The organism is Klebsiella sp. 1SOBk5mer (genome assembly GCF_046603115.1).
GTDB lineage: Bacteria > Pseudomonadota > Gammaproteobacteria > Enterobacterales > Enterobacteriaceae > Klebsiella > Klebsiella quasipneumoniae.
This window is the reverse complement of record NZ_JBKIUU010000004.1, coordinates 297,747-320,944: the sequence shown is the minus strand read 5'-3', so window position 1 is coordinate 320,944 and position 23,198 is coordinate 297,747. Positions and strand designations below refer to the sequence as shown.

Annotated in this window: 19 protein-coding genes; 8 read left to right on the top strand and 11 right to left on the bottom strand. The window is 61.2% G+C overall.

Translation table 11 applies throughout. The features are described 5' to 3' along the window. Positions 1-18 precede the first annotated feature (18 nt). Positions 19-1,686 carry an ABC transporter substrate-binding protein gene (locus ACLH1U_RS12520; RefSeq protein WP_411299274.1) on the bottom strand — a complete coding sequence of 556 codons (1,668 nt, stop codon included), beginning with the start codon at positions 1,684-1,686 and terminating at the stop codon, positions 19-21. 326 nt (positions 1,687-2,012) lie between these two features. On the opposite strand from ACLH1U_RS12520, the gene ACLH1U_RS12515 reads away from it, so the two are divergent. Continuing rightward, positions 2,013-3,128, top strand: coding sequence for a YbdK family carboxylate-amine ligase (locus ACLH1U_RS12515; RefSeq protein ID WP_411299273.1), 1,116 nt, complete (start codon positions 2,013-2,015; stop codon positions 3,126-3,128). Between the two features lie 47 nt (positions 3,129-3,175). Next, positions 3,176-3,895 (top strand): phosphodiester glycosidase family protein, encoded by a 720-nt coding sequence (locus ACLH1U_RS12510; protein ID WP_065882582.1) that lies wholly within the window; start codon positions 3,176-3,178, stop codon positions 3,893-3,895. A 769-nt stretch (positions 3,896-4,664) separates the two neighbouring features. Here the strand turns inward: ACLH1U_RS12510 and ACLH1U_RS12505 are convergent. The 3 genes from ACLH1U_RS12505 to ACLH1U_RS12495 are packed head-to-tail and all read right to left on the bottom strand — an operon-like array spanning position 4,665 to position 11,626. Continuing rightward, positions 4,665-7,757 (bottom strand): efflux RND transporter permease subunit, encoded by a 3,093-nt coding sequence (locus tag ACLH1U_RS12505; protein ID WP_411299272.1) that lies wholly within the window; start codon positions 7,755-7,757, stop codon positions 4,665-4,667. A gap of 13 nt (positions 7,758-7,770) precedes the next feature. Further along, complete coding sequence (locus ACLH1U_RS12500) at positions 7,771-8,850, bottom strand: efflux RND transporter periplasmic adaptor subunit (protein WP_411299271.1); 1,080 nt, start codon at positions 8,848-8,850, stop codon at positions 7,771-7,773. A 52-nt stretch (positions 8,851-8,902) separates the two neighbouring features. Next, entirely contained in the window at positions 8,903-11,626 is a 2,724-nt protein-coding gene (locus tag ACLH1U_RS12495; protein ID WP_194859333.1) for a cation-transporting P-type ATPase, read from the bottom strand. A gap of 501 nt (positions 11,627-12,127) precedes the next feature. Here ACLH1U_RS12495 and ACLH1U_RS12490 point away from each other — a divergent pair. Continuing rightward, positions 12,128-12,376 (top strand): DUF1158 domain-containing protein, encoded by a 249-nt coding sequence (locus ACLH1U_RS12490; RefSeq protein WP_002893037.1) that lies wholly within the window; start codon positions 12,128-12,130, stop codon positions 12,374-12,376. A 17-nt stretch (positions 12,377-12,393) separates the two neighbouring features. Here the strand turns inward: ACLH1U_RS12490 and ACLH1U_RS12485 are convergent, their stop codons facing one another. Further along, the gene (locus ACLH1U_RS12485; protein ID WP_004202492.1) at positions 12,394-12,735 is read right to left on the bottom strand and encodes a RamA family antibiotic efflux transcriptional regulator; all 342 of its coding nucleotides are present in this window, start codon (positions 12,733-12,735) and stop codon (positions 12,394-12,396) included. Between the two features lie 30 nt (positions 12,736-12,765). Then, a complete protein-coding gene (locus ACLH1U_RS12480; protein WP_194859332.1) occupies positions 12,766-13,881 on the bottom strand; it encodes an MBL fold metallo-hydrolase in 1,116 nt (371 codons plus the stop codon). A 179-nt stretch (positions 13,882-14,060) separates the two neighbouring features. On the opposite strand from ACLH1U_RS12480, the gene ACLH1U_RS12475 reads away from it, so the two are divergent. The 3 genes from ACLH1U_RS12475 (at position 14,061) to nfsB (ending at position 15,783) form a co-directional block, all read left to right on the top strand. Continuing rightward, a complete protein-coding gene (locus ACLH1U_RS12475; RefSeq protein WP_023288732.1) occupies positions 14,061-14,645 on the top strand; it encodes a TetR/AcrR family transcriptional regulator in 585 nt (194 codons plus the stop codon). Next, entirely contained in the window at positions 14,642-15,010 is a 369-nt protein-coding gene (locus ACLH1U_RS12470) for an MmcQ/YjbR family DNA-binding protein (RefSeq protein WP_101861784.1), read from the top strand. The genes ACLH1U_RS12475 and ACLH1U_RS12470 overlap by 4 nt, the downstream gene beginning before the upstream one ends. Positions 15,011-15,129: 119 nt before the next feature. Next, complete coding sequence (nfsB, locus tag ACLH1U_RS12465) at positions 15,130-15,783, top strand: oxygen-insensitive NAD(P)H nitroreductase (protein ID WP_023288731.1); 654 nt, start codon at positions 15,130-15,132, stop codon at positions 15,781-15,783. Between the two features lie 156 nt (positions 15,784-15,939). On the opposite strand, the gene ACLH1U_RS12460 is transcribed toward nfsB, so the two are convergent. The 4 genes from ACLH1U_RS12460 to ACLH1U_RS12445 form a co-directional block, all read right to left on the bottom strand. Continuing rightward, the gene (locus tag ACLH1U_RS12460; protein ID WP_049013658.1) at positions 15,940-16,227 is read right to left on the bottom strand and encodes a helix-turn-helix domain-containing protein; all 288 of its coding nucleotides are present in this window, start codon (positions 16,225-16,227) and stop codon (positions 15,940-15,942) included. Beyond that, a complete protein-coding gene (locus tag ACLH1U_RS12455) occupies positions 16,220-16,537 on the bottom strand; it encodes a type II toxin-antitoxin system RelE/ParE family toxin (RefSeq protein ID WP_194859331.1) in 318 nt (105 codons plus the stop codon). The genes ACLH1U_RS12460 and ACLH1U_RS12455 overlap by 8 nt, the downstream gene beginning before the upstream one ends. 184 nt (positions 16,538-16,721) lie before the next feature. Beyond that, positions 16,722-17,765, bottom strand: coding sequence for a DUF2157 domain-containing protein (locus ACLH1U_RS12450; protein ID WP_194859330.1), 1,044 nt, complete (start codon positions 17,763-17,765; stop codon positions 16,722-16,724). A 652-nt stretch (positions 17,766-18,417) separates the two neighbouring features. Beyond that, positions 18,418-19,284 (bottom strand): helix-turn-helix transcriptional regulator, encoded by an 867-nt coding sequence (locus ACLH1U_RS12445; protein WP_032454966.1) that lies wholly within the window; start codon positions 19,282-19,284, stop codon positions 18,418-18,420. A gap of 108 nt (positions 19,285-19,392) precedes the next feature. Here ACLH1U_RS12445 and ACLH1U_RS12440 point away from each other — a divergent pair, with 108 nt between their 5' ends. Together ACLH1U_RS12440 and ACLH1U_RS12435 are read left to right on the top strand one after the other, a co-directional pair. Continuing rightward, on the top strand, positions 19,393-20,820 hold the full coding sequence (locus ACLH1U_RS12440) for an MFS transporter (protein ID WP_023288724.1): 1,428 nt from the start codon (positions 19,393-19,395) through the stop codon (positions 20,818-20,820). A gap of 70 nt (positions 20,821-20,890) precedes the next feature. Further along, positions 20,891-22,135: a mechanosensitive ion channel family protein gene (locus ACLH1U_RS12435; RefSeq protein ID WP_032454965.1), complete on the top strand. Its 1,245-nt coding sequence runs from the start codon at positions 20,891-20,893 to the stop codon at positions 22,133-22,135. Positions 22,136-22,137: 2 nt separating this feature from the next. Here the strand turns inward: ACLH1U_RS12435 and ACLH1U_RS12430 are convergent, their stop codons facing one another. Beyond that, positions 22,138-23,118 (bottom strand): LacI family DNA-binding transcriptional regulator, encoded by a 981-nt coding sequence (locus ACLH1U_RS12430; protein WP_017900840.1) that lies wholly within the window; start codon positions 23,116-23,118, stop codon positions 22,138-22,140. Between the last annotated feature and the right edge of the window lie 80 nt (positions 23,119-23,198).

Below are 23,198 nucleotides of genomic sequence, written 5' to 3'. Positions count from 1 at the left end.
CGGTCGCCCCTTTCGCGATTACTCTTTTTTGCTCACCAGACTGAGGTCGATAAACCAGCTCTGCGGTTGCACCACCCCGGTCACCGCGGGCGAAATCGCGCGCGGCCCGACGTCGTGGGCGACAAACAGGAACGGCACCTGATCCACCAGCGCGGCGTGCAGCTCGCCGGCGGCTTTATTCATCGCTTCCGGGGTAAAGGCGTGCTTGACGGTGGCGGCCAGTTTTTCCGTCTCCGGGGTGGAGAAGTAGCCCCAGTTGGTCGCCACCGGCGGAAACGCTTTGGCGGTGGAGAAGCGGATCAGGCCAAAATAGGGATCGTTGACCGCGGCGCTGACGTTGATCGCGTCGATCCCTTTTGCCGAGGGATCCCGGGCGCCCAGACGCCAGTTGGTGAACAGGGTGTTCCATTCCACCACTTTGATATCCACATTGAAGAAGCAGCTCTTCAGGCTCTGCTGGATATACTCGTTCATCGGCAAGGGCTGCATCTGCCCGGAGCCGGAAGCCGAGGTCGCCACCGTGACGTGCAGCGGCTTGCCGGCGCTGTATCCGGCCTCGGTCATCAGCTGACGGGCGGCGTCCGGGTCATATTTGATCTGGAAGGTGGGTTTGCCATGCCACGGGCTGTCGGCCTCGTAGACCCCGGTGGCCTCGGTCATATAGCCGCCGAGGTAGCTCTTCAGCTCGGCGCGGTTCAGACACAGGTTGGCCGCTTTGCGCACCCGAATGTCCTGCCACGGGGATCCTTTTTCAAAGGAGAACTGCCAGGGCCACAGGTGCGGCTGGGTGTTGGCGTAGAGGTGAAAACCCTGAGACTTGATCTGATCGATGGCGTCTGGCGCCGGGGCTTCAATCCAGTCCACCTGCTTCGACAGCAGCGCCGCGGTGCGGGCGTTAGCCTCCGGCAAGGGGATCAGCACCACCTTATCCACCCGGGGAATGCGATCTTTATTCCAGTAGTCGGGGTTTTTCGCGAGGATCAGCTGCTGACGCGGCACCAGCTTCTCCAGTTTGAACGGGCCGCTGCCCACCGCATGGGCGGCGAAGGCGGTCCACGCCTGTTTGCTGCGCGCGGCGCTATCGCCCGCGCTGGCCGGCACCGCGTCATACTGCTTCTGCCACGCCGTGGGCGAGACAATAAACAGGTTGGTGATGTTGTACGGCAGCAGCGCGTCCGGTTCCGAGGTGGTCAGCGCCACGGTGTGATCGTCAATTTTCTCCGCGCCGGCGAGGGTCGGCATCCGCGACAGGGTGTTGCCGATCTGACCCGGGGCGTACTGTGGCGCTGCTTTATTGAGCACCTTATCCACGTTCCAGACGATGGCGTCGGCGTTCACCTCGCTCCCATCATGAAATTTCACCCCCGGACGCAGGGTGAAAATCCAGCGGCGGGTGTTCTGCGGATCGATGTGCCACTCGGTCGCCAGCCCCGGCACCAGACCGCTGGGCTTTTCCCCTTGCGACAGATCCCACTCCACCAGCGCGTCGTACAGCGGGATGCCGGTAAAGCGGTTGCCCTCATAGCCCTGATCCGGCTGGCCGAGGGTCAACGGAATATCCGCGGCGGTCATGGCGATCCGCAGCGTGGAGGCGTTGGCAGGTAAGGCGGCGCCCGCCAGGGCCAGTGCGCCGCTCACCGCCACGGCGAGACGACCGGCACGCGAAAATAACGTCGTTTTGTGCATCACATGATCCCTGTTAAATAAAGTGTCACTGATTAACAGGCAAAATGCGTACCAGCTCTGGTGCGGGCGGAAATAGGCCGAAACCGACAGATAAAATAAGAAGGACTTATATTATCACCATGATAATTATGGGAAAATAATTCAACCTTATTCTGCCGCACCGCCAGCGGGAAATATGTTGCAGAATTGCACCAGTCGCTATATCGCAAAATTTAAATAATCACGTCGCGTCACTTTTTTATGCTTCCCCCTCCCCCGCCGCGGCGTATTCTCCGCCGGGAACAATCCCTTCTATACTTCAGAGAACACATCGACCGGGAGAGACTATGCCTTTAGCCGATTTTCACCGCTCCGATCCGTTTACCCTCGGTATCGAACTGGAGCTGCAGGTGGTGAACCCGCCGGGTTACGACCTCAGCCAGGATGCCTCGACTCTGATTGCCGACGTCCAGCATGAACTGACCGTGGGAGAAGCCAAGCACGATATCACCGAGAGCATGCTGGAGATCGCCACCGGGGTGTGTCGCGACATCAGCCATGCGCAAGCCCAGCTCAGCGCCATCCAGCAGGCGGTCCAGCGCGCGGCGCTGCATCATCATCTGCAGATCTGCGGCGGCGGTTCGCACCCCTTTCATGCCTGGCAGCGCCAGCAGATCAGCGACAATCCGCGCTATGTCAAAACCGTCGAGCATTTTGGCTATCTGGCGCAGCAGGCGACGGTCTTTGGCCAGCATGTGCACGTCGGCTGCCAGAGCGGCGACGACGCCATCTATCTGCTGCACGGCCTGTCGCGCTTTGTGCCGCATTTCATCGCCCTTAACGCCGCCTCGCCGTGGTTCGACAGCACCGACAGCCGCTTCGCCTGTTCGCGCCTCAACCGCTTCTCCTCTTATCCCGACAACGGCCCGATGCCGTGGGTGGCCGACTGGCAGGGGTTTCGTCGCCTGTTCCGCCAGCTGAGCTACACCAGCATGATCGACAGCATGAAGGATCTGCACTGGGATATTCGCCCCAGCCCGCAGTTTGGGACCGTCGAGGTGCGGGTGATGGACACCCCCCTGACCCTTGCCCAGGCGATCTACATCGCCGGCTTTATTCAGACCCTGGCCTGCTGGCTGTTGACGGAGCGTCCTTTTAAGCACCAGCCTGACGATTATCTGCTGTATCCTTTTAACCGCTATCAGGCCTGTCGCTACGGGCTGGACGGGACTCTCACCGATGTGCGCGGCGGGGAGCAGCGCAGCATCCGCCAGGAGATCCTGCAGCTCGCCGACCGGCTGGCTCCTTTCGCCCATCAGCTGAAGGCGACGGCGGCGCTGGAGGCGGTGGTTCGTCAGGCGAAATCGCCGCACAGCGAGGCGCAGCAGATGCGCGAGTTTATCGCCAACGGCGGTTCGCTTTCCGGGCTGGTGCAAAAACACTGTGAGATTTGGGCGGCATAAGGCAGCGAGGCGGGTATACTCGGCGCAGACCATAGAAAGGACCGCCCATGTTATTACGCTGCCTGCTCCCCCTGGCGCTGCTGCCCCTGGCCACCCTCGCCAGCGCCGCCTGTACCCTCACCGACCCGACGCTGACCCTGCAGAGCTATCGGGTGGATGCGCAGAAAGAGCGCATTGCGATGTACTGGCAGGATCGGCACGGCAAAGCCTGGGGTTCCCTGCGTTCGCTGCTGGCGGGTATCGATGGCGATGGCCGGGTGCAGATGGCGATGAACGGCGGCATTTACGATAAGGCCTACGCGCCGCTGGGGCTGTATATCGAAGACGGCAAGCGCCTGACGCCGGTAAACCGCTCCGCCGGCGGCGGGAACTTCTTTATCCGCCCCGGCGGCGTATTCCTGGTGGAGAACGGCCGGGCGAAAATCGTGCCGCTGCCGGCGTTTAAACGCTCTCCCGCCATCCGCTATGCGGTGCAGTCCGGCCCGATGCTGATTGAAAATGGCGCTATCAACTGGCGGCTGAAGCCCTCCGCCAGCTCGCGCAAACTGCGCAACGGCGTTGGCATCGATAAGCAGGGCCGGGTGGTGTTTATGCTCAGCGATCGCGAAACCAACTTCTATGATTTTGCCTGCTATGCGCAGTCAAAGCTTGGGGTGCGGCAGATGCTTTATCTCGACGGCACCCTATCGAAGATGTACCGCAAAGGCGGCAGCGTGCCGTGGCAGTATCATCCGTTCGTGACCATGATAACGGTGGAGAGGAAATAGCGGGCGCGTTTGGGGGCGGCCATTCCAGCCAGGAGAGTGAATAAATTAACGACAGGCCGGGCAAGGGATTGCCGCCGTGCCCGATGTCCTTGCCCGGTGGCGCTGCGCTTACCGGGCCTACAAAGTCTGCTCGCTATGGTATGGCCCCTGAAAACTACGGGCGTGCAGCGGGGCCGATTCCCGCTGAAATCGGCTCTCCCCCAGAGGAGAGAGGACCGCCCGGTAGTCGTTGCAGCCCCGGTATACACAGCGGGGCCACGGAGAAAGGCACATACAATTTTTAACGTATATATTCTGATCGCTATGGTATGGCCTCTGAAAACTACGGGCGTGCAGCGGAGCCGATTCCCGCTGAAATCGGCGAACCGGAGGTCGGCAGACAAGGGCTGGCCGCCACGGAGGGCGGCCAGAGGCGATTCGAGACACGACAAAATTGCCGGGAGCAATTTTGAACAGCGCTTGCGCTGGCCCCGCAGGGGCGAGTCCCAGGGATGGGACGAGTAGTATCGAGTTGAGCCGACCGCAGGCGGACGACCGGGAGGTGAGCGTAGTGCGCAGCACCGATTTCTCTGCGGGACCGGGGGGATTGTAAAGGGGGAGACGGTTTTCTCCCCCTTTACCCGTTCACCAGCGAAGGACTACCCTTTTCTGCCAAACGCAACGTGAACGGAAAATTCCCCCTAACCCCGGCTCTCCCCAAAGGGAGAGGTGACCGCCCGGTAGTCGTTGTAGCCTGGGGTATCCCCGTTACCGACCGGTAGCGCCGCGCTTACCCCCGCCGATGCACCCACTCGCGCATACGCTGAAACAGCACATACAGCGAAGGAATAAACAGGATGCCAACCATCGTCGCCACCAGCATCCCGCTGAACACCGTGGTGCCGATGATCCGCCGGCTCTGCGCCCCGGCGCCGGTGGCGAGCATCATCGGCATGATGCCGATAATAAACGACACCGCGGTCATCATCACCGCGCGGAAGCGGCGGGTGGCACCCTCGCGCGCGGCGTCGACTATCGACAGCCCCTCCTCGCGCCGGCTGCGGGCGAACTCAACGATCAGAATCGCGTTCTTCGCCGCCAGGGCGATCAGCAGCACCAGCCCTATCTGGACATACACATCGTTGGCATAGCCCGCCGTCCACAGCCAGACCAGCGCTCCGCCGATGGCGAACAGCACCGAGAGCATGACGCTCGCCGGCAGCGTCCAGCTTTCATACTGCGCCACCAGGAACAGCCACGCCATCGCCACCGCCGCCAGCACGATCCACACCGCCTGATTGCCGGTCTGCTGCTCCTGCCAGGAGATCCCGCTCCAGGCGTAGTCATACCCCGGCGGCAGATGGGCCTGCAAAATCTGCTCCATGGCCGCCATCGCCGTGCGGCTGCTGACCCCCTCGGCCGCAGAACCGCTCACCGACACGGACGGGAACTGGTTGTACTGCTGAATAAACGGCGCCCCCACCGTCGGCGTAATGGTGACCAGATTGCTCAGCCGCACCAGCTCGCCGTCGCGGCTGCGGACGTACAGCTCGCTAATCTGCTCAGCCCGCTCGCGCCACTGCATCTCATTTTGCATCACCACATGATAGACACGGTTGTTAAGACTGAAATCGCCGGCACGCGTGCCGCCGAACGCCGTCTGCAGGCTGCTGAAGATCTGCGCCACCGGCACATCCAGCAGCGCCGCCCGATCGCGGTCGACCGTCAGGGTCAGCTGCGGCACGTTGCTGCTCCAGGTGGTAAATACCCGGCTCAGCTGCGGATGCTGGTTCGCCAGCTGAAGGATCTCCCGCGTCACCTGCTCCAGCTCCGCCGACGACTGACCGGCCTGCGCCAGAATGCGCAGATCAAACCCCGAGGCATTGCCCAGGCCCGGCAGGGTCGGCGGCGCGAAGGTCATGATCGTCGCCTCCGGCAGCGACAGCAGCTGGCGCTGAATATCCGCCATCACCGTATCCAGCGGCGGCCGCTGATGCCAGTCCTTGAGCATCACCGAGATAAACCCGCCGTTAGCGGCGCTGGTGCCGTTGAGAATGTTAAAGCCGGACACCTGAATCACATCCTCCACCGCCGGGTTAGCCGTCAGCAGCTTGCGCGCCTGGGCCATCACCGCTTCGGTGCGCTCCAGCGACGCCGCCTCCGGCAGCTGCACACTGGCAAACAGGTAGCCCTGATCTTCCTGCGGCAGGAAGCCTTTCGGCATCGAGGTGAAGCTGAAAGCCACCAACGCGCCCGCCGCTACCGTCGCCGCCAGCGCCAGCCACGGGCGGCGGTTCATCCACCCCACCAGCCGGCCATAGCCGTCGCGGGTGCCGTCGAGAAGACGGTTAAACGCCCGCCACACTGCCGCCGGCCGGGCGGGTCGCGGGCGCAGCAGCAGCGCGCAGAGGGCCGGGGTCAGGGTTAACGCCACCAGGCTCGACAGGGCCACCGCGGTGGAGAGCGTCACGGCAAACTGCCGATACAGCTCGCCGACGATCCCCGGGAGCAGCGCCACCGGCACAAACACCGCCAACAGCACCAGGGTCGTGGCGATCACCGGCCCGGCGATCTGCCGCAGCGCCTGGGCGGTGGCCTGCAGGCGATCCAGTCCTTCCGCCATTTTGGTTTCGACATTCTCCACCACCACAATGGCGTCATCCACCACCATCGTCAGGGCGAGAATAATCGCGAACAGGCTGAGGGTGTTGGCGCTGTAGCCCAGCAGATAGAGCACCGCAAAGGTGCCGATCAGTGACACCGGGATCGCCAGGGCCACGATCAGCGTCGCCCGCCAGCTCTGCAGGAACAGCGACACCACCACCACCACCGCCAGCAGGGTCAGCGCCAGCGAGACGCCGATCTCTTTGATCGTCGCCGCCACAAAGCGGGTGGTATCGAACTTCACCTCCCAGGTGAGATCCGCCGGAAAGCGAGTGTGCAGGCGGTTAAGCTCCGCGCGCACCGCGCTGGCGACCTGCAGGGCGTTGGCGGTTGGCGTCGGATAGATCCCCAGATAGGCCGACGCTTTACCGTTCAGCTGCGCGCCGGAGCTGTAGCTGCGGGCGCCCAGCTCGATGGTCGCCACGTCGGCGAGGCGCACCAGCTGCCCCTGCGCGCCGCGACGGAGGATAATCTCGCCAAAGTTGGCCGCCTCGTTCAGACGCCCCAGTCCGTTGATGGTCAGCGTCTGCTGCTGGCCGTTGAACACCGGCGGGGTGCCCACCTGCCCCGCCGCCCCCTGCACATTCTGCTCGCGCAGCGCCTGGGCAACGTCATCCGTGGTGATGTTGAGGGCGTTCATGCGGTCCGGGCGCAGCCAGATGCGCATGCTGTAATCCCGGGCGCCAAACATCTGCACCTCGCCGACGCCGGGCAGGCGGGCCAGCGCCTCGCGCACCTGGGTGCTGGCGTAATTGCTGACAAACAGCGGCGACAGCGTGCCCAGCGGCGAGTAAAGGCTTACCCCCATCAGCAGGTTGCTGGCGCGCTTGCGCACCTGGACACCATTCTGCTGCACTTCCGCCGGAAGCTGCGCCAGCGCCTGCGCCACCCGGTTTTGCACGTCGATCGCCGCCAGATCGGCATCGGTGCCTGCCGCGAAGGTGATACTCAGGCGGTACGTCCCCTCGTCCGAGCTGGTGGACTCCATATACAGCATATGATCGACGCCGTTGAGCTGGGTCTCCAGCGGGGCGGCGATGGCCTCCGCCACGTCTGACGCGCTGGCGCCCGGCCAGCTGGCGGTGACGTTCACCACCGGGGGCGTGATCGCCGGGTACTGCTCCACCGGGATCAGCTTCAGCGATACCGCGCCGACAAAGGTCAGCAGCAGCGCGATCACCATCGCAAATCGCGGACGACGGATAAAAAAGGTCAGCATCCCTTCTCCTTAGCTAGTTCAGCACCTGCACCGCGGCGCCTTCGCGCAGCCGCTGCGCGCCGTCAGTGATCACCTGCTCGCCCGCCTGCAGCCCTTTCTCGACCGCAAACTGCTGCCCCTGTTGCCCCGCAAGGGTCAGACGACGCTGCCCGGCGGTGTGGTCCGGCTTCAGCACCCAGCTGAAAAAGCCCTGCGGATCCTGCTGCACGGCGGCAGCCGGGATCATCACCCGCGACGACAGCGCTTGTGGACGGAACAGGATCGTCACGCTGCCGCCCGGCAGCAGACGGTGCTGCGGATTGGCAAACTCCGCCCGCACCGCCACGCTGCCGGTGCGGGCGTCGATCCGGTTATCGATGGAGGTCAACACGCCGTCGCGCCGTTTGCCATCCACGTCAATTTGCGCCAGCCATGCCTGCTTCAGGGCGTGGATGTCGGCATGCTGGCCGGTTTTGCTGAAAAACGCGGCTTCGTCGAGGGCAAACGACACCCGTACCGGATCGAGCTGCACGATGTCCGCCAGCACCCCGCTGGACGGGTTGACCAGCGTCCCGACGTGAAAGGCGCTGTGGCCCACCCGCCCGGTCACCGGCGCCGCAATCCGGGTATAACCGAGCACAATATGCTGAGCCTCGACGCGGGCTTTCGCCTGCTGCACGGCGGCGGCGGCGACGTCGCGCTGCATCCGGGCCGTGTCGAGGTCGTTGCGGCTGATGGAGTGGTTGTTGATGAGCCGCTCATAGCGAGTGAGCAGCTGCTGCGACTGGCGTAGCGAGGCTTCGGCGCTTTTCAGCTCGGCCTGCGCCAGGGCCAGCGCCGCGCGGGGCTGCGCGTCGTCGAGGGTAAACAGCAGGTCGCCCTCGGTCACATACTGCCCGTCCTGGAAGTGGCGCTGAACAATCACCCCTTCGGTGCGCGCGCGAATGTCGACGGCGCGGATCGCCTCGACCCGCCCGGGGATGGCGCGTTCTTCAGCGTGAGGAGCCCGTTCTACCGTGGCGACGCGGACCGGCACCGCCGGCGCGGCGGTCGCCGTCAGGGCGCTGCCGCCCAGGACGCAGGCCAGCAGCGCAAAGCGAAAGGTGTTCATCATAGAGGATCCTTGCGAAAGTAACGCGCGCCTGCAGCCAGGCGCGCGAGATCGATCAGGCCGTTTTGCGGAACCGGCGCGTCAGACGCTTCTCGACTTCCACCACCAGGAACATGGCGATGCCGATGACCAGGGTGACAAACCAGTAGCGCAGCGGCAGCGCTTCCGTGCCAAACATGCTCTGCATCAGCGGGACATAGATAATCACCAGCTGCATCAGCAGCAGGACACCGGTCACCAGCCAGATGCCTTTATTGCGCAGCAGGCCCATGCTCAGGGAGAAGCTGTCGCTGCTGCGGCAGTTGATCATGTAGACCCACTGCGCCGTCACCAGCATCTGCAGCAGCACGGTGCGGATAAACTCCGGACTGTGGCCGCGCGGCGCCAGCCAGGCCTCAAGGATAAAGGCGGCAATCGCGATCATCGACCCGACGAAAGCCACCCGCCACACGGCGAAACCATCCATCACGTGCTGGCCGGTTTTACGCGGCGGGCGGTTCATCACGTTGCGCTCCGCGGCCTCAAAGGCCAGGCCGAAGGAGAGCGTCGCCGACGTCGCCATGTTCATCCACAGGATCAGCACCGGGGTCAGCGGAATCATGTTCCCCGCCAGCAGGGCGATGATGATCAGCAGCCCCTGCGCCAGGTTGGTCGGCATGATGAAGAGGATGGTCTTCTTCAGGTTGTCATAGACCCGACGGCCCTCTTTTACCGAGCTGGCGATGGTGGCGAAGTTATCATCGGTCAACACCATGTCAGCCGCCTCTTTGGTGACTTCGGTGCCTTTGATGCCCATGGCGATACCCACGTCGGCCTGGCGCAGCGCCGGCGCGTCGTTGACGCCGTCGCCGGTCATGCCGACCACTTCGCCGTTATCCTGCAGGGCTTTCACCAGGCGCAGCTTATGCTCCGGGCTGGTGCGGGCAAAGATGTCGTACTCCACCGCCGCCTTCGCCAGCGCCGCATCGTCCATGTGCTCCAGCTGGTAGCCGGTCATGGCCTGGCTGCTGTTGGTGATCCCCAGCATCTGGCCGATGCTCATCGCCGTCTGCGGGTGGTCGCCGGTGATCATCTTCACGCGGATGCCGGCGGTCTGGCAGGCGTGGATAGCGTCAATCGCTTCCGGACGCGGGGGATCCATCATCCCGGCGATGCCGAGGAAAATCAGTCCCTCCTGCAGGTCCTCATGGTTCAGCGTGGTGGCATCAACGCTGGCCGGCTTACAGGCCGCCGCCACCATGCGCAGCCCCTGACGGGCGAAGCGCGCCATCTCCTCTTCCCAGTACTGCGCCTCGAAGGGCACCGCGCCCTGGCGGGTCATCTGCTCGCGGCACATGGCGAAGATGACGTCCGGCGCACCGGTGATCAGCACCCGGGCGTCGCCATCGATGTGCTGCAGCGTCGACATATATTTGTACTGCGAGTCAAAGGGGATCTTGGCCACCAGACGGGCCTCCACCGCCGGGAGCTGCGCTTTCGCCGCCAGCACCTTCAGCGCCCCTTCGGTTGGCCCGCCGGTGATCCCCCACAGGCCGCGCTCATCCTGGGTAAGCTGGCTGTCGTTGCACAGGTCGATGGTGCGCAGCCAGGTCTCCAGCACGGTACCCGGCTGAACCTGCACGGGCTCATCGCTCCCCTCAAGGAAGATCCGCCCCTGCGGCTCATAGCTTTCGCCTTCCACCCGGTAGCAGCAGTCGGCGGTGATGATCGCCTTGACGGTCATTTCGTTCATCGTCAGGGTGCCGGTTTTATCCGAGCAGACCACGGTCATGGCGCCGAGGGTTTCCACGGTCGGCAGCTTACGGATAATCGCCCGCTTGCGCGCCATCGTCTGGACGCCGAGCGACAGAATAATCGAGATGATCGCCGGCAGCCCCTCCGGTACCGCAGCCACCGCCAGGCTAATCAGCGACAGCAGCAGTTCGCCCATCGGGATGTCCCGCAACGCGAGGCTGAAAATAAACAGCGCCACCATCATGGCGAGGATAATGACGAAAATCGCTTTGCCGAGCTTATCCATCTGCACCAACAGCGGGGTGCGGTGCTTCTCAATGCCCGCCATCATCTGGTTGATATGGCCGAGTTCGGTCTGCGCGCCGGTGGCGGTCACCACGCCGACGCCGCCGCCGGCGCTGACGGAGGTCCCGGAGAAGACCATGTTCACCCGGTCGCCCAGCGGCAGGTCGCCCTCCAGCGCGTCGGTGATTTTATCCACCACCGTCGACTCGCCGGTGAGGATCGCCTCTTCCACCCGCAGGTTGTGCGTTTCAATCAGCCGCATGTCCGCCGGCACGCGGTCGCCGGCGCGCAGGATAACGATATCCCCCGGAACCAGGTCGCGCGTCGGGATAGTCTCATGTTTGCCGTTACGCTGGACGCGGGCATCGCTGGAGAGCATGTTGCGGATCCCCTGCAGGGATTTTTCGGCGTTGCTCTCCTGGATATGGCCGATCAGGGCGTTAATCACCGTCACGCCAAGGATCACCAGGGTATCGACCCAGTGACCCATGATGGCGGTGAGCGCCGCAGCGGCCAGCAGCACATAAATCAGTACGTCGTTAAAGTGGGCGAGAAAGCGCAGCCAGGCCGGTTTTCCCTTCTTTTCCGGCAGCGCGTTCGGCCCGCAGGTATTCAGGCGCTTGGCGGCGTCTGCGGAACTTAACCCAGCGGCCTGGCTTTTGGTCTGCGCCAGCACTGCGTCAACGGTCTGCTGCCAGACCTGCCGTGGCGCGGTGTCGCCCGAGGGCGTCGTAAACTTTGGGTTATTCATCTTGGTCAAATTACATTTTCCTTATAAATTCCGTGAGTCGGAAAGCCTGAAATCATTCCTGGCCAATGCAATAAAAGGTGGCGAAAAAGCCGATAAAAATGTGAACCATTACAAGCCTAAATTTTTCGCAAAATAAAAAATATGTGGTAAGTTAATTCCACGAACCAACTATTACAGAATATTAATAAACCAAAACTAAACGAGGTCAAATATGTTTGGAATCTACCGCGGACGCCGTCTGGCGCTGTACATCCTGCTGGCCATCATCGCTGCCACGCTGGTGGGGTATAGCACTTATAGTTTTGTAAAAGCGCTGGCATAATAATGACGTTAATTTACAAGCAATGAACTTTAATTTAATTACAAATTATTTCAGATTAATTAACATGAAAACAAAACGCAGGCAATAATATTAAAAATAGGAGCATTAAGGCGAGTAAAATACAAAGCATATTGCGTTAGGTGTTATTTTGCCGGACAATATGTTTTTTAACTGATGATTAACATGACATGAAACATCCGCTGGAAACGCTCCTCTCCGCCGCCGGGATCTTACTGCTGGCCCTGCTCTCTTGTCTGCTGTTGCCCGCGCCGTCGCTGGGCCTGACGCTGGCGCAAAAGCTGGTTGAGACATTCCATATGATGGATCTCAACCAGCTTTATACCGTGCTGTTTTGTCTGTGGTTCCTGGCGCTGGGCGCCATTGAGTATCTGGTGCTGCGCTGGGTGTGGCGTCGCTGGTTTTCCCTCGAACGCTAAATCAGGAAGGGCGCGCCTCAGTGGGCGCGGCTGTGGTTCTCTTTACGGTAGGCGCCCGGCGGCAGATTGAAGGTCCGGGTGAAGACGCGGGTAAAGGTCTGTTGTGAATCGAAGCCATACTTCAGGCAGATATCGTAGACCCGCTGATCGGTGTCGCGCAGATCGCGGGCGGCCAGCAGCAGCTTCCTTTCGCGTATATAGCGCCCCAGGCTCTCCCCTTTATACTGTAAAAACAGCCGTTGCAGATGCCATTTCGAATACCCGGCATGGCGAGCGATATCATCAATACGCAGCGGTTGATGCAGGTTGTCATCAATCCACTCGACGATAGTGTCAATCACCTGAGCGGAAATCGTCATATGCTCTCTCCTCTGATACTGCACTGGCGCTTAGCGCCACCAGGCGTTAAATGATTGCGTCTTATCGGCGACCCACACCGGCTCGCCCTGCACAGGCGTCAGCAGACGCCAGCCCCTTCCTTCGCTGGCAGCCGCCAGCCGTTGATACGGTTCATCCCAGCTATGTTTCGCCAAAACGAATCGTCCTGCATGCCCAGGCAGCACCGCGCGAGCGCGCAGGTCGTCAGCAGCCTGAGCCGTTTCATCCGGCATCATGTGGATATATTTCCAGTCCTGGTCATACTGTCCGTTCTCCATGATCGCCAGATCGATCGGACCGAACTCATCGCCTATCGCTTTAAAGTGCGGCCCATACCCGCTGTCGCCGCTGTAATAAATCTTTTGCTGCGGGGTAACGAACAGAAAACTGGCCCACAGCGTCTGGTTGCGCTTCAGCCCACGGCCGGAAAAGTGCCGCGCCGGCAGGACGTGGACGCTGAGCTCGTCGCTAACCGGAATCGCCTGCTGCCAGTCCGCTTCGGTAATCAGCGCCCCGTCCATTCCCCAGTAGCGCAGGTGCGACCCAACCCCCAGCGGCGTAATGACCCGCTTAATTTTCGGCAGCAGGGCGCGGATGGTGGCGTAATCCAGATGGTCGTAGTGATCGTGGGAAACGATCAGCAGATCGATCTCCGGCATCCCTTCCGCCCGCCACGGATAATCGCCGGGGAAGGCTTTATTGATAAAGGAGAACGGCGCCGCGTAATCGCTGAACACCGGGTCGATCAGGATGCGTTTTCCCGCCAGCTGCAGATACCAGGAAGAGTGGCCGAGCCAGACCATTACGTCCTGCCCGAGGGGCAGCGTCGCCAGATCGGTTTTCACCAGCGGCAGCGGCTGCGCGGGACGGGCGTTTTCCCGTTTGGTCATCAAAAAATCCCACCACGCCGCCAGCATATTTTTCTGCCCGGTGAATCCCGGCGTGGGCAGCTGGTTATGGAACTGGCCGTCCCGGTAGTGAGGAGACGCTTCCACCTGGCTAAGCAGTGCCCCCTGCGGCGCCTTACCAAAACCGGCATTGAGGACAAACGGCAATGTCGTTGCTGCTGCGAGTAACATGATGGCGACCACGCTGAAAGTGACACGGTTCATATCCTGACCAGACAAAAGCCCCCATCCCGGAGGCTTTATGATATAACTTGATTATGAGTGAGTACGCACTCATTATTAGGAATGTGATGAAAGTCGTCAAGACGATTTTCAATTTTTGCGTTCCGCCGTTGCAGCGACCTGGTCAGACATGCAAAGATCGGCGGTTTGTTTAAACCTGCGTGAGGAAAAATGTAGTGGCTCGTCCAAAGAGTGAAGATAAAAAGCAAGCGTTACTGGAAGCTGCCGCCGCGGCTTTCGCCCAGTCCGGCATCGCCGCCTCGACGTCGGCCATCGCCCGCAGCGCCGGGGTTGCCGAGGGGACGCTGTTTCGCTATTTCGCCACCAAGGATGAGTTGCTCAACGAACTGTACCTCGCCATTAAGCTGCGCCTGGTGCGGATGATGATCGCCGGGCTGGATCCGGACGAAAAGCGCCCGAAAGAGAACGCGCGCAATATCTGGAACAGCTATATCGACTGGGGCGTGCGCAACCCGATGGAGCACAAGGCGATCCGCCGGATGGCGCTCAGCGAGCGCATCACGGACGAAACCCGCCGCCAGGTGAAAGAGAGCTTTCCGGAGCTCAACGAAATGTGCCAGCTGTCGGTGAAAGAGATATTCCTCAGCGAAGCGTATCGCGCCTTTGGCGATGCCCTGTTTCTGTCGCTGGCGGAAACCACTATCGAATTCGCCAGCCACGATCCGCAGCGCGCCCGGGAGATTATCGCCCTCGGCTTTGAAGCCATGTGGAACGCCCTGCATGAGGCGGACGCCAAATGACGCCGAAAACGCTGCACCCCTGCGCCCACCGTATCGCCCTGACCTACCCGTTTACCGAGCACTGCTGGCCCTTTGGGCCGGAGTACGACGTGTTTAAGGTCGACGGCCGCATCTTTATGATCACCATGAACATTCGCGGCCGGGCGCTGGTCAACCTCAAGGCCGAGCCGCAGAAGTCGCTGCTCAATCAGGAAATTTATCGCAGTATCGAACCGGGCTACCATATGAACAAGAAACACTGGATCACGGTGGTGCCGGGGGACGACATCAGCGAGGATCTGCTGGCCGAGCTGATTGACGACTCATGGCATCAGGTGGTGAACAAGCTGAGCAAAAAGGCCCAGCAGCGCCTGCGTCCGCGCTGATTTTCAGCCAAACGCGATAAGTGTTATCGCATTTTTCACCCTTATCATTTGGCGATCTTCGCTGTACTCTTCCTCTCCTGAACGCACCGGTAAGGTGCTGTAAACTGTGAGGAAGAGTTATGGATATCGTATCGGTCGCTTTGAAGCGCTATTCCACCAAGGCCTTTGACGCCACGAAAAAGCTGACTGCCGGGGAAGCGGAACAGCTGAAAACGCTGCTGCAGTACAGCCCGTCTAGCACCAACTCCCAGCCGTGGCACTTTATCGTCGCCAGCACCGATGAAGGGAAAGCCCGCGTGGCGAAAGCCGCCAGCGGTACCTACGTGTTCAACGAACGTAAAATTCTCGACGCCTCGCACGTGGTGGTGTTCTGCGCGAAAACCGCGATGGACGACGCCTGGCTGCAGCGCGTCGTGGATCAGGAAGAGGCCGATGGCCGTTTCGCCACCCCGGACGCAAAAGCCGCTAACCACAAGGGTCGCACTTTCTTTGCCGATATGCACCGCAAAGAGCTGAAGGATGACGATCAGTGGATGGCGAAGCAGGTGTATCTCAACGTCGGCAATTTCCTGCTGGGCGTAGCGGCGATGGGTCTCGACGCCGTGCCGATTGAAGGGGTTGATTTTGCGATCCTCGATGAGGAATTTGACCTGAAAGCCCAGGGCTACACCAGCCTGGTGGTGGTCCCGGTCGGCCATCATAGCGTTGAAGACTTTAACGCCTCCCTGCCGAAGTCGCGTCTGCCGCAGTCGACGACTATCACCGAGATCTAATCTCCCCACAAGGCGCTTTTAACCGGGCGCCTGTGGTGTCGCTTGTCAGTGCCGGGTGGCGGCTACGCCTGACCCGGCCTACATAACCCTCTCTATATCAGCTGGTTAGCCCTCACCGTAGGCCCGCGCAAGCGCAGCGCCGCCGGGCGCGTTAATTTAATACAGTAAAACTTGTGGGTGCTTTATACCGCAGGCTAACGCGTATCGCGTTAAGGTATCCAGACTGGCGCGGGTGATATTGGCTTCCATTCTGGAGACCGTTGGCGCACTCACCCCCATCCTCTGCGCCACCTGGGCTCGGGTCAGCCCCGCCTGCTCCCGCCATTGCGCCAGCATAGTACGTAATCGATGTTGACGTTCTTGCGCATCGAACGCAGCCTGAACCTCAGGCTGGCTGAGCAGTTCCGTTTTTAACGTATCCCAGTCAATGATCTTTTTACTCATTGCGCATCTCCTCTAATCGCTTCAGCGCCAGGCGAATTTCCGATGACGGGGTTTTTTGCGTTTTCTTGACAAAACCCCGTAGCAGAAAGAGCGTCTTGCCTTGCTGAAAAACGTAAATCCCTCGCCCCTGTACCGAACCTAACGCCCGAATTTCAAATAGCCCCTGCCCCAGCGGTTTACTATCAGGTTCTCTCAGCGCGGTGGGATTTTGGCGTAACTTGTCTAATTGCCTCATCATCTTCGCCTGGACAATGGCCGGAAGCGCCTGCAATTCCTTTTTAACGTCCACGTGCACAACCATTCTGAACATCAGACTCCCTTCCTCTAAATGTTAGCATATAAGACAAATTGCCTTAAAGGCTAATTTTGCCGATGCCCGGCAAGCGTATGCGCATTTGCTGCCAATCGCAGAAAAACGTGCTGAAACTGGAATCATGGACGAAAAAAAGCCGCGACTTAGCGCGGCCTGAGTGGTTAGTGTTCTCAAAGCGAGGTTAGTTGTTCTCCACCTGCCTTTCACCCGCATGCCAGATACGCTCGGCATAGCGGCCAATTACCGCCAGCGAGACGGCAAGGATCAGGAAAAACAGCACCTTGTGCATCCCGTTCCAGAAAAACTCAAAGAAGCGGGTATAGAGATTGATCGCCAGGAAGGTTAACCCAAAGCCGCGCAGCATTGCGTCATCGGTTTTCAGATTGATAAAAATGCAGACGCCGGCCGCCGCGGCAAACAGCAGCCCCCACGGCAGGAGTCGCGCCTGGCTCACGTTGTACCAGCTGTCAGCGTCGTAATTGCCGAAAATCGACAGGATCCACAGCGCAATAAACAGATACGTGAGACCCATCGCCTTGCTGACGGTAAACAGCTGCCGCTGGCGAAGCAGGGACTGCGCGCCGTAGCAGAGCGCCAGCAGCGCGCCGCCGAACAGGACGAAGCGAATCGGGTAGTTCATGCCCAGCCAGTAGGCGCCCCACCCCGAGACATAGCCGGTTTCCGCGCCAAACCAGTTGCCCAGCGCCAGCAGGAAAAAGAGCCACACCAGCCCGGAGCGGGCAGCATAGCCGATAGCGCCGTAAATCACGCATCCGGCCAGAAACAGCGGCGCGATATGGCCGCTGCCGTTATCCAGCCGTTCACCAAGCTGCCATAGCGCCACCGCGGTAAAGACGACGCCCAGAAAAAAAATCGCCTCGGTGCTGTAGTGCCACTGCGTTTCCCGCCGCTGGCGGCAAAAACCCCAGGCGTAGCAGGCCACCGCCAGCAGCGCAGGCAGCAGGATCCGCGTCAGCGCCGAGCGGCTGAACAGGCTCAGCAGCCACGCCACCAGTTCATTGTCGGCGAACAGACTGCCCAGAGCAATCAGCACGCAGGCCAGCGCGGTCCAGAAGGCATAGCGGCTCAGGCGCCGCCAGTCGAAGGGGGAGACGCGCAGCGTTTGCGCCAGCCGCTGGCTGTCTGCCGGGGTTAACTCCCCGCTGGCCTGCCAGGCGTTCAGCGCGCGCTGAATAATGCGCTGCTCTTTTCGGGTTACGTTCATAGGCATTCCTTGAGACTGATGACAAACCTGTTTTCGCTAATGTGCTCGCCTTTTTGCGGGTGGCAGTTGCGCCTGACCCGGCTTAACTAACCATTTATATATCAGATTGTTACCCCTCAACCTGGGCCCGCGTAAGCGCAGCGCCGCCGGGCATGATATCAGGCTCGATACCCGTCATATTGCCGGGTGGCGGCTGCGCCTGACCCGGCCTACGGTCCCAAATCACCGCCGGGCCTGGGGCTGCTGAAACTGCCGGTGTTGCGGCCTCAACATCGCTGAGACGTTCCCGGCAGGCCGGGGCAGCCCGTGTGGATGCGGGCTGAGGGCCGTGTTTTGCACGGACGCTGCCTCGGCCCGACCCGAAGCCTGCAGGGATAAGTCGAAGGCACCACGCAGTGGCGATGTTGCTGGCCGGAGCCCGGGGGTGCAGGGGGCGGCGGCGACTGGCCGCCCCCTGCCCCCCCTGCGCCATGAGAGATATAACGCAGAAGACTAACCGGGAGCGCAATGTGCGCTGAAGTCGCAGATAACATACAGGACTTCCCGACAGTGCTTTCCCTCCCCTATTCCCGGAGGGAGAGGGAACCGTCCAGCAGCGCCGGCCGGGCAATACCCGAAGATGGCACATTGCCAGCCATCTGATTCCTTGTGATTAATGTTGGTCCAGCCACGCCAGCGCCTGCTCGCCCGCCTCGTCCATCGGCAGGTAGACCAGCAGGCGCGAACCGTTGCGCGGCGCCGAATACCAGTACATCTGCTGCAGGCTGAAGCGTCCGAGCTGCGGGTGGTTAAAATGTTTAATCTGGTTTTCCACGCCGCGCACCTCGTAGCGCTGATGCCACAGCGCTTCAAACTCCGGCGAGGCGGCGAAAAAGCGCGCCAGTTTGTTTTCCCATGCCGGATCGCCGCGGTGCTCGGCCATCGCGGCGCGGAAATAGGAGACGAAGGTCGGCAGCACATCGCGATTTTCGATCCGGCTGCGCCAGGTCTCATGGGTCAGATACAGATAAATGCAGTTGCGATCTTCTTCCGGGAGGGTGGCGAAATCGATGCCCATCAGGCGGCAGAAGCTGTCGTTCCAGGCCACAATATCAAAGTTCGGTTTTTGAATACTGGCCGGCTGCGGCATCAGGCTGTCGAGCATTCGCCGGGTGCCGGGGCTGATGCCTTCACATACCGTCACCTGGGTCGCTTCCGGCGGGGTCAGCCCGGCGAGTACGAACAGGTGCCGGGTCTCCAGCGGGCTGCACTGCAGGGCATTCGCTACCCCCACCAGCACCGCTTCCGACGGATTCACCTCCCGCCCCTGCTCCAGCCAGGTGTACCAGGTGACGCCGACGTCGGCGAGCATCGCCACCTCCTCCCGGCGCAGACCCGGCGTGCGCCGGCGGCCCACCCGGGGCAACCCCAGGCGCTGCGGATCGAGGCTCTCACGCCGGGCGCGCAGAAACGCCCCCAGCTGTTTGCGCCGATCGTCCGGCACGGCGAACGTCGACTCTCGTTGCGGCATCGTGGTCATCACCCCTCCAGCATGGTAGTTCCAGTACCAGTATAGACAGGAACTGGTACCCGTTTAATTTATCGGTAATGCTACGTCGGTCTGCTGAATGACGCAATGGAGAACCCCATGAAAACGTCTGCTGTTTCACCCGGCCGCGCCGGTCTGTGGCTGCTGCTGGGCGGCCAGATGCTGCCGCTTATTGATACCTCGATCACCAATGTGGCGCTGGACGCCATCACCCACACCCTGGCGGCCAGCGCCACGCAGCTGGAGCTTATCGTCGCGCTCTACGGCGTCGCCTTTGCCGTCTGCCTGGCGATGGGCAGTAAGCTTGGCGATAACTATGGCCGCCGTCGCCTGTTTATGTGGGGCGTCGCTCTCTTTGGCATCGCTTCCCTGCTGTGCGGCATGGCGAACAGCATCAGCGCCCTGCTGGCCGCCCGCACCCTGCAGGGCGCCGGGGCGGCGCTGATTGTGCCGCAGATCCTCGCGACCCTGCACGTCACCCTCAAAGGCCCGGCCCACGCCCGGGCCATCAGCCTGTATGGCGGGATCGGCGGGATCGCGTTTATCGTCGGTCAGATGGGCGGCGGCTGGCTGGTATCGGCGGATATCGCCGGGCTGGGCTGGCGCAACGCCTTTTTTATCAATGTGCCGATCTGCCTGCTGGTGCTGGCCCTGAGCCGCCGCTATGTGCCGGAAACCCGTCGTGAGACGCCGTCGCGGATTGACTGGCAGGGTACCCTGTACCTCGCCCTCATTCTCTGCTGCCTGCTGTTCCCGATGGCCCTCGGTCCCGAGCTGCACTGGCCGCTGTGGCTGCAGCTGATGCTGGTGGCGGTCCTGCCGCTGCTGTTCGCCATGCGTCAGAGCGCCCTGCGCCAGCAGCAGCGCGGCGACCATCCCCTGCTGCCGCCGCGTCTGCTGCAGTTGACCAGCATCCGCTTCGGGATGGCCATCGCTCTGCTGTTCTTCAGCGCCTGGTCCGGCTTTATGTTCTGCATGGCGCTGACCATGCAGGAGGGGCTGGGGATGGCGCCGTGGCAGTCCGGCAATAGCTTTATCGCCCTCGGCGTGGCCTATTTTATTTCGGCGCTGTATGCCCCGCGGCTTATCGCCCGCTACAGCATGGGGCGGATCCTGTTGACCGGTCTGACGGTGCAGATCGCCGGGCTACTGCTGCTGTGCGCCACCTTCTCCCGCTTCGGCGTCGCCACCACCGCCCTGACGCTGGTCCCCGCCACGGCGCTGATCGGCTACGGTCAGGCGCTGATCGTCAACAGCTTTTACCGGATTGGCATGCGCGATATCAGCGCCAGCGACGCCGGGGCCGGGAGCGCCATCCTCAGCACCCTGCAGCAGGCGACCCTCGGTCTCGGGCCGGCTATCCTCGGTTCGCTGTTTCTGGCGCTGGCCCGCCGCGGCGGCGGAAACTATCCGCAGGCGCTGATTGATTTTCTGCTGGTCGAGGTGGCCATGATGCTGTTGCTGGGGGCCATCGCGCTGTGGCTGCGCCATCATCTCAACCGACAGCCGGTGACGGCGGCGTCGTAATACCGGCGGCGGTAATTTGCATAATCGTTATCCAGCGGTCATCATACCCGCTGGATATTCAGGAGACGTTATGCAGGAATTAATATCGCAAATTGCCGCCTTAGGAATCGAAATAACCCCCACCCGCTCGCTGATGATTATCTTCGGCATTATCTTGTTCACCGCCGTCGTCGTGCATTTGATATTGCACAAAGTGGTCCTGCGCGCTTTTGAAAAACGGGCGTTGGCCAGCAGCCATCTGTGGTTGCAAATCATCACGCAGAATAAACTCTTTCACCGACTGGCCTTTACCCTGCAGGGGATCATCGTTAACGTGCAGGCGGTGCTGTGGCTGCAAAAAGGCAGCGAGGCCGCAGAAATATTAACCACCGTGGCTCAGCTATGGGTGATGATATATGCCATGCTGTCCTTCTTCTCGCTGCTGGATGTGATCTTAAAGCTGGCGCAGAAATTTCCCGCCGCCTCTCAGCTACCGCTGAAGGGGATATTCCAGGGAATTAAGCTGGTGACGGCGATTATTATCGGCATCCTGATTATTTCTCTGCTGATAGGCCAGTCGCCAGCGATCCTGATTAGCGGGCTCGGCGCGATGGCCGCGGTACTGATGCTGGTATTTAAAGATCCGATCCTTGGTCTGGTGGCCGGTATCCAGCTCTCGGCCAACGATATGCTCAAGCTTGGCGACTGGCTGGAGATGCCGAAGTACGGCGCCGACGGCGCGGTGATCGATATCGGTCTCACCACGGTCAAGGTACGCAACTGGGACAACACCATCACCACCATTCCGACCTGGTCGCTGGTCTCCGACTCATTTAAAAACTGGAGCGGGATGTCGGCCTCCGGCGGCCGCCGCATTAAGCGCAGCCTCAACATCGACACCACCAGCATTCATTTCCTCGATGAACAGGAGCAGCAGCGCTTGATCCGGGCGAAGTTGCTTAAACCCTATATGGATTCGCGCCACGAGGAGATTAGCGCCTGGAACCAGCAGTATGCCGGGGAGCAATCGGTCCTCAACGAGCGCCGAATGACCAATGTCGGCACCTTCCGCGCCTATCTGCAGGAGTATTTACGTCATCATCCGCGCATCCGCCAGGATATGACCCTGATGGTGCGCCAGCTGGCGCCGGATGCCAACGGCTTGCCGATCGAGATCTACTGCTTCACCAACACCGTGGTGTGGGCGGAATATGAGGGGATCCAGGCGGATATTTTCGACCATGTCTTTGCCGTGGTGGAGGAGTTTGGCTTACGCATTCATCAAACGCCCACCGGCAACGACATTCGCGCGCTGACGGGGGCCTTCCCCCGCTAACCTCAGGCGCTGGCGCGGGCGATCACGCGCCAGTCCATCATCACTCGCTCGACGGCGGCGTCGGGATCGTCGATGCGTTTCATTAACAGATCCACCGCCGTGCGGCCGATCGCCCGGGAGGGCTGTTCAACGGTGGTCAGCTGCGGGGAGACCACTTCCGCCAGCTCGGTGCCGTCGAAGCCGATCACCGCGATATCCTCCGGCACCCGCAGCCCGGCCTGGTCAATCGCCCGCAGCGCCCCGGCGGCAAGGGAGTCCGATACGGCAAATACCGCGTCGGGCTTCTCGTCTTGCGACAGCAACTGCTCCATCGCCCGTTTACCGGCCGCCGCGCTAAGATCCTGCGCATAGGTTACCTGCTGATACGCCAGACCGTGCACGTGCAGCACGCTTTTATAGCCGCGCTCGCGCAGACGGGCGTAGCGATAGCTGAGGTCGTGATTAATGAGCGCGATGCGGCGGCGGCCGCCGTCGGCCAGCCGGGACACCGCCCCCTGGGCCGCCTCGACGTCGTTAATCCCGACGCAGGAGATGCTGCCGGTGTCGGCATACTCCGCACACTGCACCCAGGGCGCATCGCCAATCATGGTGGTCAGTTCCGGCAGGCTGGAGAGCGCGTTCATGGTGATAATGCCATCGACCATTTTGCCGGAGAGCAGCTGCAGGCCGGAGGTCGAGCGGGCCAGATCCGAGCCGGAGTTACACAGCAGAATGCGGTAGCCGTTCTTTTCCGCCTCTTCTTCTATCCCTTTCACCACCTCGGCGCAAAAGGGGTTAGCGATATTGGAGACCATCACCAGGATCATATTGCTGCGGGCGGTTCGCAGCTGTCGCGCCAGCAGGTTCGGCTGATAGTTGCTCTCTTTGATCGCCTGCAGCACGCGCTCACGGTTTTTGGCTTTTACCGTATCGCTGTTGTTCAGCACCCGCGACACCGTGGCCACCGAAACGCCGGCCAGACGAGCAATTTTCTGAATAGACATAAACCCTGCACTTCCTGCGATAGAGGTGGATCCTGCAGGCTATCATAAATGACCTCTGGTTGGCCTGCCAGCCTGGCGCG

What these genes read in the sequence shown, in the direction of transcription:
- ACLH1U_RS12440 (WP_023288724.1), top strand. Translation starts at nt 19,393, where the DNA reads ATGAAAACGTCTGCTGTTTCACCCGGCCGCGCCGGTCTGTGGCTGCTG.
- ACLH1U_RS12510 (WP_065882582.1), top strand. Translation starts at nt 3,176, where the DNA reads ATGTTATTACGCTGCCTGCTCCCCCTGGCGCTGCTGCCCCTGGCCACC.
- ACLH1U_RS12470 (WP_101861784.1), top strand. Translation starts at nt 14,642, where the DNA reads ATGACGCCGAAAACGCTGCACCCCTGCGCCCACCGTATCGCCCTGACC.
- nfsB (WP_023288731.1), top strand. Translation starts at nt 15,130, where the DNA reads ATGGATATCGTATCGGTCGCTTTGAAGCGCTATTCCACCAAGGCCTTT.
- ACLH1U_RS12455 (WP_194859331.1), bottom strand. Translation starts at nt 16,537, where the DNA reads ATGTTCAGAATGGTTGTGCACGTGGACGTTAAAAAGGAATTGCAGGCG.
- ACLH1U_RS12485 (WP_004202492.1), bottom strand. Translation starts at nt 12,735, where the DNA reads ATGACGATTTCCGCTCAGGTGATTGACACTATCGTCGAGTGGATTGAT.
- ACLH1U_RS12435 (WP_032454965.1), top strand. Translation starts at nt 20,891, where the DNA reads ATGCAGGAATTAATATCGCAAATTGCCGCCTTAGGAATCGAAATAACC.
- ACLH1U_RS12490 (WP_002893037.1), top strand. Translation starts at nt 12,128, where the DNA reads ATGAAACATCCGCTGGAAACGCTCCTCTCCGCCGCCGGGATCTTACTG.
- ACLH1U_RS12500 (WP_411299271.1), bottom strand. Translation starts at nt 8,850, where the DNA reads ATGATGAACACCTTTCGCTTTGCGCTGCTGGCCTGCGTCCTGGGCGGC.
- ACLH1U_RS12430 (WP_017900840.1), bottom strand. Translation starts at nt 23,118, where the DNA reads ATGTCTATTCAGAAAATTGCTCGTCTGGCCGGCGTTTCGGTGGCCACG.
- ACLH1U_RS12460 (WP_049013658.1), bottom strand. Translation starts at nt 16,227, where the DNA reads ATGAGTAAAAAGATCATTGACTGGGATACGTTAAAAACGGAACTGCTC.
- ACLH1U_RS12515 (WP_411299273.1), top strand. Translation starts at nt 2,013, where the DNA reads ATGCCTTTAGCCGATTTTCACCGCTCCGATCCGTTTACCCTCGGTATC.
- ACLH1U_RS12505 (WP_411299272.1), bottom strand. Translation starts at nt 7,757, where the DNA reads ATGCTGACCTTTTTTATCCGTCGTCCGCGATTTGCGATGGTGATCGCG.
- ACLH1U_RS12450 (WP_194859330.1), bottom strand. Translation starts at nt 17,765, where the DNA reads ATGAACGTAACCCGAAAAGAGCAGCGCATTATTCAGCGCGCGCTGAAC.
- ACLH1U_RS12520 (WP_411299274.1), bottom strand. Translation starts at nt 1,686, where the DNA reads ATGCACAAAACGACGTTATTTTCGCGTGCCGGTCGTCTCGCCGTGGCG.
- ACLH1U_RS12445 (WP_032454966.1), bottom strand. Translation starts at nt 19,284, where the DNA reads ATGACCACGATGCCGCAACGAGAGTCGACGTTCGCCGTGCCGGACGAT.